This is a genomic window from Pectinatus brassicae, assembly GCF_014201835.1.
Classification (GTDB): Bacteria; Bacillota; Negativicutes; order Selenomonadales; family Selenomonadaceae; genus Pectinatus; species Pectinatus brassicae.
In genome coordinates this window covers 1-12,001 of sequence record NZ_JACHFH010000054.1, presented here as the reverse complement: position 1 = coordinate 12,001, position 12,001 = coordinate 1, and the positions used below count along the sequence as shown (strand labels likewise).

The following is a 12,001-nucleotide window of genomic DNA, read 5'->3' as shown; positions in this document are numbered from 1 at the left end:
CCACTGATTTTAAACGCAAGATAGTTATTGGTTATACGTTCGATAAGCGACAGGATAACTTCTTCATGACCTTTGCGTTTACCAACTACTGTATCCAGTACCTCTGCGCAATTCATACATTACAGTACTTGGAGAGCAATTTATTAATTTAGCTATTTTTCTTAGTGAGTAACCTTCACGATGCAGTTTTTCAATAGCTCCGCGGTCTTCTCTTTGAAGATGTTGTCCAAGCTTGCTTTCTGATTCATTTATGGTAAAATTAGAGTAGTCCATAGTGATTTTTCCCCCGTGTAGATGTTTTTGTGGTGATTACATTCTAACACGAGAATAGTCCCTATGGATTTTTTATTTACTGTTCAATTTGATTATACAATTAACCATAAGCTATTTCTTTGAGCATTAGTATTCATTCCTTTCAAATTCATCAGCATAATATTTTATTCCAGTTAGTAACATTCATTATTGCACGCTAGCTTTTTCGCATATTTCCATCTCCGTCTTTCTTTAATATTAATACATAGCATAATTATTATTTTCAGACACTAATCTATTCCTAATAATTAATAAATGCTTATATACTTTTATTAATGCAAATATCATGCCAAATATTTGACTACTAAAAAAAGAGCAGTTTTTATAAAACCACTCCTTTTTTAGCTAAGTTAATAATTATAAGTGTTCTTCTATAGCAGTAACGAGTTCTGCTTCTGTAGGAACAATATTGTCAAATATTACTTCATTATTTATCAGCATAGTAGGCAAATTTTTTACCCCTAATTTAGCCATTCGATTAACTCCAGCCTTGGATTTTATTAAAGATTCACGCCAAACTATTTTTTCTTTATATTTAGGCAGGATTTTCTTTACGGATTCACACATATATTGACATGGTGCACAGCCTTCTGAATCCAATGTTATTATTTCAATAAACACCTTGCCTTTTTCTATTGCAATATCTTCAAATTCCTGACTATTATCATTAAATTCAGCTTCATCCAAGACATCTACAGGAGTATAGTTGCCACTGGCATAATCTGATATTGCTTCAATATTGTGAATAGGCGTATTGTAAGGTATATCACAACCAGGTGACAATATAAATCCAGGGCCTTTACCAATTTCGATTTCTTTTTTTGCTTCAGCCACATTTTCCGCTGGTGTACCAAAAAGCATAACTGTAGTAAGAGGTAGGTTACCGCCATAGGCCACATGATTACGCATAGCAACATCTTTAGCAAACGCTAAATCAACATTTTCATCGAATGCTATACCATGTGTATTAGTCTGACACATGCTTTCCAGATTCTTAGTGGCGTCCCCGCAAGAAAAAGTCATAACACGCAAGTCTAGTTCTTCACGTATATATGTATTTAGTTTTGTAGTCGGTTCTTTTACAAATCTTTCATAATGTTTAGGTGATATCTGTGAAACCATTGGATCTACTACAGCGATAACATCTACACCAGTTTTTTTATACATTGCCGCTAAATCTTTACCTATCTGTACAGTATATTCCATCAATTCATCAACTTTTTCCTGGTCCTTTTTACGCATCATTTCCGAAAAAATACCTACACCGCGCAAATGAAGTGCTAATGTAAATGGGCCACAAATCAAGGCATAAATGGCAATTTTATCGCCTAATTTTTCCACAACACGTTTTGTGGCTTCAAGGGCAATCGGATATCTGGCACTTTCTTCTGTAGGAAAAGGCAAATCTTTTACCGTTTTTCCTTCTTCTAATATATGTGTAGCTACTGCGGGAGGATTGTTATCGGCCCATTTTAATTGGCAGCCAATTGCTTCTGCCTCTAATTGCAAATCAAATAAAACCGGCAGTGCATCTGGTGAATATTTTTTATATGCCTCACACACTCCATCAACAATATTATCTACACTTGTTAAATATTCACGGGCATTGACATTAATCAGATTTGCCGTCTGAACACCTGCATATGGCAGCCATGGTGTTCTATCAACCTCTTTACAATCCAGTGCATTTAATATTCTCTCTTTGCTGTTCATTATTACTTCCCCCTGTTTTTATATTGTATAAACTTTATTATATTTAATTAAGATAGCATTGTATCAGTTGAGTTTTAGATGTTTGAAAGGCTCCCATATAGGGGAGCTGGCAGCAAAGCTGCCTGAGGGGTTAACCCTTCCGCCTTGACTTCGTCAAGCCACCTTCCCTAAAAGGACGGCTTTAAGAGCACACTAATTTATTAACTAACACAACACGAAATTAAGATAATATTCTTTGGCGGAGAATCCGAGAGTTTCACTCGACTGCGCAGATTTAGAGTCTGCGTGATCCATTCGATCCATCCTCCATTTTATTTAGTACATATTCAACTGTACTTACCAACAAAAAAAGACTCAAAAGATATTATATACACAAATAATATCTTTTAAGCCTCGTTGCTTAATAACGGTACTTATTTCTTTGTCGATATTGTTATTATAGCATAATTACTTAAGCATTACAATATATAATTGCTATATTAACAATAAAAAAAGACCGTATTGATATGTTCTTAACATATCAATACGGATATTTAAAATATATGATAATCATCACTAATCAACAATTATTATATTGCTTTTTTCTTCTTCATATAGACTACGTTATCTGGCATATCACTAATAATTGTACTCTTGTCAGCCGTCTTTAATATTTGTCTAATTGATTCAATCGATACTTCTCTAGAAAAAAACTCACGAGCCCATTGCGTAATATTTGCTAATGTCCAATTTTCGAGCATCACCGGAGCACTGCAGGATTTTTGAATTATCTGCATTTTTTCTTCTTCTGTAAATAACTCTGGTGCACCAGTTCTTTGTAAATCATTGAGTCCGTCCATTCTTTGCTTAGCAAAGCGGTTTCGCCATTTACGGCATGTTTTTTCTGATATTCCCAGCATTTTTGCAATTTCAATACATTCTTTTCCTTCAGCCGATAAAAGTATAATCTTAGAACGTAAATACATTCTCTTTTCTACTCGCTGTCCACTGATATTTTTTTTCAAAAGACTTTTCTCTTTATCCGACAATATTATTTTTACAGCTATACGTGGCATTTTACATCAATCCTTTTAAAGAACTTTTTTTTTAGAAATCTTTATATATTATATTATAGATAATTTTTCTAAGATTGTAAATACCATAGTTATTACTCCTATTTCCAAAGTATCCGTAATAATCCTATCAGCATGCTTTTTTATGACTGTTTCATCTATTCCTAGTGGTACACCCGGTGCTGCGATAAATGTGTCTGCTTTTATATCATTTTCTTTTATTGTATTAATAGAAGTAGTAGCTTCAAAATAAAAGTTACTTTTATCCAGGGCTTCCTGCAAACTTTTTGCTGTTCCTATTCCCAAATTGTTTGCTGCCGTATCCATTTTTTCTTTATCAATATCATATATTATTATTTCTATATCATCAGCTTTTAAGTTTTTTGCTGCCATTTGTCCAACCGGACCGGCACCTAATATTGTTATTTTCTTCTTATCGGAATTTTTAATTTTATTTTTTAGTGCCGTCGCAAACCCTCTGCTTGTACATTCACTATTATCGGCGATGATACTTTTCTTCAAATGCAGTAATTTGCATGTTGCATCGTCAGCAATAAACAACATTGTTGCCTTACGTTCTACTGCTTCAGCAATTCCTGCTACATCAGTTGCATTAGTAATAAAACTTGTCAGCCCGGTAAAATCTATAATACTTTTTATTGTTTGAGAAAAACTATTGATTATACCTTCACCAGAAGTTATTGGCACTATGCCAACACATTCGCCTTTTATATATTTTTGCAATTCAGTTAAGTTTGCCCCAGCAGCAGCTGCACCAAGCTCATTAAGTCCCATATCAATTATTCTTCTTAAATCACTATCATATTTTGTTAATTGTTCACTTATATGAAAAATATCATCGTAACGCAATCTTGTCATTTTACCACCTTCTTCTTTATAGCTGCGGCTGTAAATTTTCGAATATTTTCTTTCCAGTCTGCTTCATAATATTTTTTATTACCTGTTTTTCTTTTTGCAATGCCTCTTTTATTGTCAGTCCATTGATTATCAATATTGCCGCCCACTCGTCTTTATCGGCATTGTAATCTGTTATTGCCTCGTCTGCCCCAAAAAAATTATTTTCCAAATGAAGCCTGCCTCTGCCTGACATTATATGCTCACCGCATAATTTCACCATATCTCCTGTAACCAAAATCTGTTCATAAATAGCGGCTTGTATAGATATATTATTACTGCTATTTTCCTTGATGCCTTCAACGTAATTCTCCAACATATTAATTCCACTGGAATTAAATACTGCTGTTGGTGTTTGGCTGGGAAGCCGAGCATCTATTTCCAGTAATTTAAGCTGACCTTTATGCAGTATTACTTCTAGATCCATAATTCCGGTAAGCTTCATATTTTCAGCTAATTTTCTTGCCATCTGTGCCAAGGCTGCCGAGAAAACATCATTTAACCGCGCTGGTGCCAGCACACGCTTACAATCATATACCTCATCCATTTCCAATTCAGTCACTTCAAATGTTTGCAACTTACCATCGCAGGCAATAATTTCCAAAGAATAAGATGGACCATCTACATATTCTTGTATAACCAAATCTTTATTATCCTTCTCATAACTACGCAGTTCAGTTTTATCTATTAATTTTTTTACTCCCTCACTGCCACTACGATTAGATGGTTTTACTACTACCGGAAACTCACAAGGCCATGGCTGCGGTGCTGGGATATTTAAAATTTGAAATAATTTATCTGAAATAATTTTTGAAGATGAAATTTCATATGACTTCATATCAAACATAATTGGTTTATTGATTGCCTCAACTATTTGGATTATAGAGGATAAGGCCTGTTTATTTTCTAATGCTGGAACAACGAAATCAGCCTGTAGTAGAAATTTTTTAAGCGCATGTTTATCACAAAAATCAATTTGCTTAAATTCATCAGCCAATCCTGCTGCCAGCGAATTTTCATTTTTATCCGCCAATAAAACATAATAACCTGCTTTATGAAGCAAATACACAGCTTCTGTTCCTTGCATTTTGCCGCCTAAGACCGCAATTTTCTTCTGCATTTTTATGTTCCTCATTTTTCAGCCAATTTTTATATTCACTAACTGATGCCGGAGCTAATCCACACTCTTGTAAAATCGGCACTACCCCCTGCACTGTCCGCCAGCCATCCTTTATGTTTAGTGTACTTTGTGATACACCCGCGAGTCCACTATCGGGCGGAATTATCGAAGTCACTACATTCGCACCAGCATTTATCCGTTTTTTTAGTCCGTCAATCCCCTCTACATCAAGAGAGGCCGGAATAAGTCTGTCCGGAAACAACAATCGCATTACTGCTATTATTTTGAGTTCCATTTTATTATCATGGGCACTAAATTGTTCCATAGGCGTTCCTTTTTGCGGTACAAATGTCATAACTCTAATCTGCTGTGCCTCTAATTCCTTCATCTTATAAAAGGATGCTGCAATATCATAAACATTTTCACCTAACCCGGTTAATAAACCTTCTTCTATTAAAAGGCCATTTTCTTTTGCGGCTAATTTACTATTATATCTTTTTTGATAAGGCTGATCTGGCCGCAGTTTATTATATAAGTTTAAGTTATGTGTTTCTTGATAACAGGCATACCACTCAGCCCCACTATCCTTCATTTTCTCCAGGAGCTTTTCTGACACGGTTCCCGGTGAAATCATCACTGGCAAATTTGTAGCTTTTTTCACCTGTTTTATTATATTTAGCAGCTCATCATAGCCAGCTTTTCCTCTATCCAGATAATAAGGATCCTCGCCCATGGTTAAATCTATTAAATGTATCCCTGATTTCTTTAAGGAAACTGCAATATCGACAATTTCTTTCAGGCTTTTACGATATCTTATGCTTTTATTAACAGCACGATAAAAACAAAAATTGCATTTATTACGACAATACGTAGAAAAATATACAAATCCATATAAAAAAACTTTATTGGAAAAACATTTATTTCTTACTTTACAAGCTGCTGTAAATAAGTCTCTATTTTCTTGTTCATCGTCAGTGCTTAACAGCACTGCAATTTCTTCCTGATTCAAAAACTCACCAGCACTAACTTTTTCTAAAGCCTCATAAAATCCCATTTAAAAGCCTTCTTTCAAATATTTAAACGTATTCCATCAATATAGGTAATACTTTTACTATAACTTTTTACATTCTTTTTATTATTCTTTAACATCAATAATCGCTCCAAGCCAAAACCAATCCCTACCCATGTAGAGTCTATTCCCCAATTAGCATCTAAATAATGTGGTCCCATAGCGCCTGATGCCACTTCAATTCCATTACATACAACATCAGCTGTATCACCATAAACCACAGAGTCCTCGCTTTCAAATGCATAATCTTCAATTCCGGCTGCCTGCATTATAGTATCTGCCATCTTTTTCAAATGTTCCTTACGTTCTTCCTCCGGCAGTCCCCACTCCACTAAATTAATCATAGTGAATTCATTTAAATGTGTACTTCCCTGCGATTCCTTGCGAAAGCAGGAACCTATTTCAAATAATCGCAATGGTTTATCGCATAAGCGCAATAAGTCTTTTGATATATAATATAAATTAGGTGCAAGCATCGGCCGTAAACATTTTTTATTATCCAGCCAAAACACCTGTGAATATAGCTTATGTGCTTCATCGATAGTCATTTTTTTTAACATTTTTTTAGAAATAATTGTCGGTGTAACTACCTGCATAAATCCAGCTTCAGTTAATATATTCGCCAATTTTTCTGTTAATATACATAAATCTGGTTTATGCTTTTCCTTATATAAATGTGTCAATTTTTCTTTAGCTGTATTTATCAAAAGCTTTTCATATTCCTGAAAAGCTTTATTTTTTTCTTTATCAGAAACAAATTTTTCATCTAAATATTGATAACCACTTAATTCTTGTAATCTTATTCTTTGTGTATCTGACCAAATAACTGATTTCGGCATTTTATCAGATCCTCTCATCACTTTTATTTAGTTCAATAAAATTTAAATATGAATTTTTTAAATGCGCCGCAGATTTTCTCAAGCATGTATGGCCTATCATCCGCATGGTATCTGCGTCTGAATAGTTCAAAATAGCTTGTCCCAAACTTTCAACAGACACCATTTTCTTATCAACTACAGCATAACCGCTTCGTACCAAAGAAATTGAAGTATTACCACATAAAAATACTACCATTTTCATTTTGGAATCTTGCAGTCTTTTCAATAATTTATAGTTATATTTATCGCTAACCTGCCTGGCAAAATCAGGTCCTACAATGCCGATATAACCACTGGGATCTGCATACGATATTGCTTTGCAGCCTTTTTCATATAATATTTTTATGTAAGTAAATATATCATCACATAATTTATCTAATATCGCAGAAATTATTTGCGGATTATTTTTTTCAATAAGAAATATCTTTTTCATTTCCAGCAAAAAATTCAAATTAGTAAATGGCCCCTCAAGTTTTACTATTGTTCTTATCTTTTGCTTTTCTAACAGCTGTAGTGCATTCATTACAGCTGTTAACATTGGTGAGGAAAAATTACATTTTTTCCATGCTAGTAAATCATCAATATCATGATAAATATACTCACTTACTAATGGCGGAATATTATCCTTGAAATACTGTATCTTCGCCCCCAAAGCTTCAGCAAAATCAACTGTGGTAAATGGCATCTTAGCAATGACATCATTATTATATTCTTTAATCTTATGTGCCAATGATGCCATTGTTTTACCATTAATATAGATCTCTTTTGCCATGACCCCTGATTTATTTATTACTTCCACTGGCATTTCTTCATTGCCGCTATTATCACAAATAAATGCTTCCATATTTTATGCCCCGCTATTAGGAAAATTAAGTGCTGCAAAAAACTCTTCTTGAAAATCACTCTCATCAGCTGCTTCAACAAAATTAATATCTGATGCTATTTTTTCAGCTTCCCGCCGTTTATCAATATTCATCAACGCCATTCGGGCTCCTTCACCTGCAGCATTTCCTACCGTTTGAATTATTTTTTCATCGCAAAATGGCAATAATCCAATATATAATGCACTGGTTTTATTAATATAACTGCCAAATGCACCAGCTAAAATCACCTTATCAAATGCTGCACAGTCACTCTTTTTCATAAGTATTCTTATACCCGTATAAAGTGCTGCTTTTGCCAATTGAACAGCTCTTACATCTTTTTGACTGATAACAATATCTTCACTGCTGTTTTGCTCTTTACCAAAAACTATTACGTACTCCATACTATTGTTTTCCCGTTTACGCAATCTATCTGAAGATATTTTTCGGTTAAACGAGCCATCTTTTTTCAATAATCCACTTTTTAATAATGCTGCAATTCCATCAATTATCCCCGAGCCACATATCCCAGTAGCCTTTATGGACTCATCATCATTTTGTCCAATAATTTTTATCTTAGGATTATAATTATCATCTATGTCTATTGCTTCAATTGCCCCCGGTGCAGCTCTCATACCACAGGAAAGTTGTGCTCCCTCCAATGCTGGTCCAGTAGCACAGGAGGTTGAAAACATTTTTTCATTATTACCAAAATCTATCTCGCCATTAGTTCCAATATCTATTGTTAAACTAATTTCATTTTTTTTATGCGGCTCTTCCGCAATCAACACCGCAACATTATCAGCTCCCACAAAACCAGCTTCTGCTGCTAAAAAATACAAATAACCATATTTTGCTATTTTTATACCAATTTTTTCTGCTAAAACCTCTATTGACTGAGTTATTGTTGCCACAAATGGTGTTTTACCGATATATTCTGGATTTATCCCTAAAATCAAATGTTCCATAACCACATTTCCAGCTAAGACTATTTCATATATATGTTTTTTATCAATTCCAGCCGTGCTGCATAAATTCTCAATCAATACATTCATATCATTTACAACTATTTGTTGTAATTCTTTTAGGCCATTTTTATGCTGCATTTGATACGATATGCGTGATATTACATCATCACCATAACGCACCTGACTATTCATTGAGGAAGATTGTGCTAAAAGTTTACCTGTTTTTAAATCACACAATTTCCCAACAATAGTCGTAGTTCCCAAATCAATAGCAATACCATATATGTCATTTTCCCCAACGGGCAGTACATCGATAATTTTTGATTCATTTTTTATGACAACATCTACCTGCCATTTATTTTTTCGCAAAATCGTCGATAAATCGCCTGTGAGTAAACTAAATTCAAATTCTAATTTTATAAGTTCCGGATATGCTTTTAATAATTCATCGCATAAACGGCTGATATCTGCCCGATGATCTGTTAATGTAGGTTTTGGCATGCTTATTGAATAAATTTTTACAGCTGGTTTAATAGCCACAGCATGATTAAGACCGTTTTTTAAGATAACTTGTTTACTAATAGTACTTTGTACTGGTATAAAAACTTTAACATCAGCACATATTTTTGTATTGCAGGCTAAACGAAAATTTTCCCGTATCTCATATAAGCTTAAAGCTTTTTTCTCATTTTGTGTCAATGGATTCATATACTTAATATTATCTGAGTCTACTGGCTCTATCCTTACTTTACATTTGCCACATACACCAGCTCCACCACAAGGCGATAATAAATCTATCCCATGATGCTGCATTGTTTCTAATAAGGTTTCATTATCGTTTATTTGGCACCGTCGTCCTGATGGTTGAAATATTATTTTATATTGTCCCATAATTTTCCCTCTAAAAAAAATAAGAGCCTACCATTTAAATTAAATGGTAGGCTCCATTGCCATAACAGTATCTTTTTATTTGTTTAAATTATTATAACACTTGCTTAACAATTTAACAAGATAATAACCATCTAATATTTAAGTTATGATAAAATATTATACAAAAAATAAAGGTATATCTTTATTTTTTTAATACATTTATGAAAACTACAAAGTTTTTATTTAATTGTTAAAATTTTAGATTCAAATTCTGATATTTTGCTTACATTCCATACAGCATCCAACATAGTCCGCAACATAACAATAGCAAAAACCGTACCAGTTCCTTCACCTAATGCTAATTGAGCTCTAATCGGAACCTCCGTTTCTGCAATCCCACTTAATTCAAGTGCATAAATCATCCCTGCTTCACGTGAAAGATGCGATGCAAAAACATAATCTTTAACTTTGGGGCACATACGAACAGCACAAGCAAATGCAACGGCAGTGATAAACCCATCTAGCACAAAAGGCATTCTTTGTCGTGCGCATTCTATCATCGCTCCACACATTGCTGCAATATCAAAACCACCAACACAGCGGATAATATCAACTGGCGAATATAGTTGTTTCTTATAAAGAGCAACCCCTTGTTTTATAACTTCACATTTTCTTTTTATGACTTCGGGATTATTTTTATTTGCGCCATATCCAACAATCAAATCTGGCTGAATATCAGAAAGTGCATATAATACTGCTGATGAGGTAGTAGTATTGCCTATACCCATTTCTCCCAAAGAGATGATATTATATTTTTCTTGCTTAGCCCGCAAAACCATTTCCTCGCCAGTGGCAACAGCTTTATTATATTCTTCTAACTGCATCGCAGGTTCTATTAGAAAATTTTTTGTCCCTAAAGCAATTTTTCGATTATAGCCAACAGATGCAAAATTAGCAATTCCTACATCAATAACTTTATATGGTATCTGATTTTTTTTGCAAAAGCAGCTGATAGTTGCTTTTCCATCCACCATATTTTGAGCCTGTAAATAAGTAATTTCTTGAGGTTGTCTCACTACACTTTCTTCGGCGATACCATTATCTGCTGCAAAAATTAAATGACAGGGATTAAGTTCCTTATGCAGTTTCCCCCAGCAACAATAAAGCTTTTTTATTTGACTTTCCAAAAGCCCTAAACTTCCTGGTGGTTTTGCCATTTGATCAACAATCTGCGTTATTTGTTCTAAGTCAGTTATAATAAGCCCCCCTTTATGTTGTATTTTCATTTTCCATTTTTGTGTTCTTATATTTTGATAAAGTAATCATATAATTACTTTATCAAAATATAAGAACACTCTCGTCTACAAATTATAAACGAGAGTGTTCTTAATACTGTAATTAAAGTAGTATCAATCGATAATGCTTTCTTTTTTTGTCCAATAGTCCAAACCTAAATCAGTCATAATTTTTACAGCTTCATGATATACATCAATATATTCCTGAGTAGGTTCTAATTTAATTGTGTCATAACATTCCTGGTATGGCTTTCCTTTTGGTGCTGTTTTATAATTCTTTTCATACATGCCAATGAGTTTATTAAGTAATTCATTTATCTGTTCTGATGGCAGACCAGCTACAGCATGAGCACATTCACCCATGAAACGAGCTTCCATTCCGGTGGTATAATTTGTTGCTACACCTTTACTTGCTGCAACACCAGAAAGAATTTCACGACCGCTGGCAGTATCAGTTATTGCCTGAGCGGCAGTTTCCAACAAACACATAACAGTACATGGTCCAGCCATTGTATAGTACTGATTACCAAGTATTAATTCATATGACGATTCAATTGCCAAAGAACATGCAGCTGCTATAGCTAATGTTTCACGTGCTGTTGTAATACCCCAGCGTACATGTGTAGGTCCATCAAGATGCCATGTACTTTGGGTCATAATAAATGAATTTATAGTTGTTGCAACGTCAACTATTGTTGTTTCTTCTAAACCGCCCGCATAGCCACCATAAATAGGCATCTGTTCGGTCATGATTACGTTACCAGCTAATACATAGTGAGCATCAAAAGTGAGTGCACTGACCTGAACCTCCCACGACTAAAGTCGCGGGGTTCCTGCTTCATAGATAGTTACGCAAAAAACACGTCTTACATTATCTCCACAGGCTATCCCCGTAGTTCCTACGGTTCTTATATATGTTATTACACTGCTGTGTTTAAAATTCTTA

The 12,001-nt window shown here is 34.2% G+C and carries 9 protein-coding genes and 2 pseudogenes; all 11 read right to left on the bottom strand.

What is annotated here, in order from left to right:
• Window positions 1-96 precede the first annotated feature (96 nt).
• A pseudogene (locus tag HNR32_RS13065) lies at window positions 97-273 on the bottom strand (helix-turn-helix domain-containing protein); the annotation flags it as partial.
• A gap of 396 nt (window positions 274-669) precedes the next feature.
• A complete protein-coding gene (locus tag HNR32_RS13060) occupies window positions 670-2,025 on the bottom strand; it encodes a uroporphyrinogen decarboxylase family protein (protein WP_183863382.1) in 1,356 nt (451 codons plus the stop codon).
• A 569-nt stretch (window positions 2,026-2,594) separates the two neighbouring features.
• Window positions 2,595-3,080 (bottom strand): helix-turn-helix domain-containing protein, encoded by a 486-nt coding sequence (locus tag HNR32_RS13055; protein WP_183863380.1) that lies wholly within the window; start codon window positions 3,078-3,080, stop codon window positions 2,595-2,597.
• A gap of 48 nt (window positions 3,081-3,128) precedes the next feature.
• Complete coding sequence (gene pylD, locus HNR32_RS13050; RefSeq protein WP_183863378.1) at window positions 3,129-3,956, bottom strand: 3-methylornithyl-N6-L-lysine dehydrogenase PylD; 828 nt, start codon at window positions 3,954-3,956, stop codon at window positions 3,129-3,131.
• Between the two features lie 16 nt (window positions 3,957-3,972).
• Window positions 3,973-5,112: a 3-methylornithine--L-lysine ligase PylC gene (gene pylC, locus HNR32_RS13045; RefSeq protein WP_183863376.1), complete on the bottom strand. Its 1,140-nt coding sequence runs from the start codon at window positions 5,110-5,112 to the stop codon at window positions 3,973-3,975.
• A complete protein-coding gene (gene pylB, locus HNR32_RS13040) occupies window positions 5,045-6,166 on the bottom strand; it encodes a methylornithine synthase PylB (RefSeq protein WP_183863374.1) in 1,122 nt (373 codons plus the stop codon). Before pylB ends, pylC begins: the two co-directional genes overlap by 68 nt.
• A 14-nt stretch (window positions 6,167-6,180) precedes the next feature.
• Complete coding sequence (gene pylSc, locus HNR32_RS13035) at window positions 6,181-7,020, bottom strand: pyrrolysine--tRNA(Pyl) ligase large subunit (RefSeq protein ID WP_183863372.1); 840 nt, start codon at window positions 7,018-7,020, stop codon at window positions 6,181-6,183.
• Between the two features lie 4 nt (window positions 7,021-7,024).
• On the bottom strand, window positions 7,025-7,903 hold the full coding sequence (locus tag HNR32_RS13030; RefSeq protein ID WP_183863370.1) for a uroporphyrinogen decarboxylase family protein: 879 nt from the start codon (window positions 7,901-7,903) through the stop codon (window positions 7,025-7,027).
• A 3-nt stretch (window positions 7,904-7,906) separates the two neighbouring features.
• On the bottom strand, window positions 7,907-9,781 hold the full coding sequence (locus tag HNR32_RS13025; RefSeq protein ID WP_183863366.1) for an ASKHA domain-containing protein: 1,875 nt from the start codon (window positions 9,779-9,781) through the stop codon (window positions 7,907-7,909).
• A 218-nt stretch (window positions 9,782-9,999) separates the two neighbouring features.
• Window positions 10,000-11,046 (bottom strand): nicotinate-nucleotide--dimethylbenzimidazole phosphoribosyltransferase, encoded by a 1,047-nt coding sequence (locus HNR32_RS13020; protein WP_183863364.1) that lies wholly within the window; start codon window positions 11,044-11,046, stop codon window positions 10,000-10,002.
• A gap of 123 nt (window positions 11,047-11,169) precedes the next feature.
• Window positions 11,170-11,850, bottom strand: a pseudogene (locus HNR32_RS13015) (monomethylamine:corrinoid methyltransferase); the annotation flags it as partial.
• Window positions 11,851-12,001: the final 151 nt, after the last annotated feature.

What these genes read in the sequence shown, in the direction of transcription:
- pylC (WP_183863376.1), bottom strand. Translation starts at nt 5,112, where the DNA reads ATGCAGAAGAAAATTGCGGTCTTAGGCGGCAAAATGCAAGGAACAGAA.
- HNR32_RS13020 (WP_183863364.1), bottom strand. Translation starts at nt 11,046, where the DNA reads ATGAAAATACAACATAAAGGGGGGCTTATTATAACTGACTTAGAACAA.
- HNR32_RS13030 (WP_183863370.1), bottom strand. Translation starts at nt 7,903, where the DNA reads ATGGAAGCATTTATTTGTGATAATAGCGGCAATGAAGAAATGCCAGTG.
- pylB (WP_183863374.1), bottom strand. Translation starts at nt 6,166, where the DNA reads ATGGGATTTTATGAGGCTTTAGAAAAAGTTAGTGCTGGTGAGTTTTTG.
- HNR32_RS13060 (WP_183863382.1), bottom strand. Translation starts at nt 2,025, where the DNA reads ATGAACAGCAAAGAGAGAATATTAAATGCACTGGATTGTAAAGAGGTT.
- HNR32_RS13055 (WP_183863380.1), bottom strand. Translation starts at nt 3,080, where the DNA reads ATGCCACGTATAGCTGTAAAAATAATATTGTCGGATAAAGAGAAAAGT.
- pylSc (WP_183863372.1), bottom strand. Translation starts at nt 7,020, where the DNA reads ATGCCGAAATCAGTTATTTGGTCAGATACACAAAGAATAAGATTACAA.
- HNR32_RS13025 (WP_183863366.1), bottom strand. Translation starts at nt 9,781, where the DNA reads ATGGGACAATATAAAATAATATTTCAACCATCAGGACGACGGTGCCAA.
- pylD (WP_183863378.1), bottom strand. Translation starts at nt 3,956, where the DNA reads ATGACAAGATTGCGTTACGATGATATTTTTCATATAAGTGAACAATTA.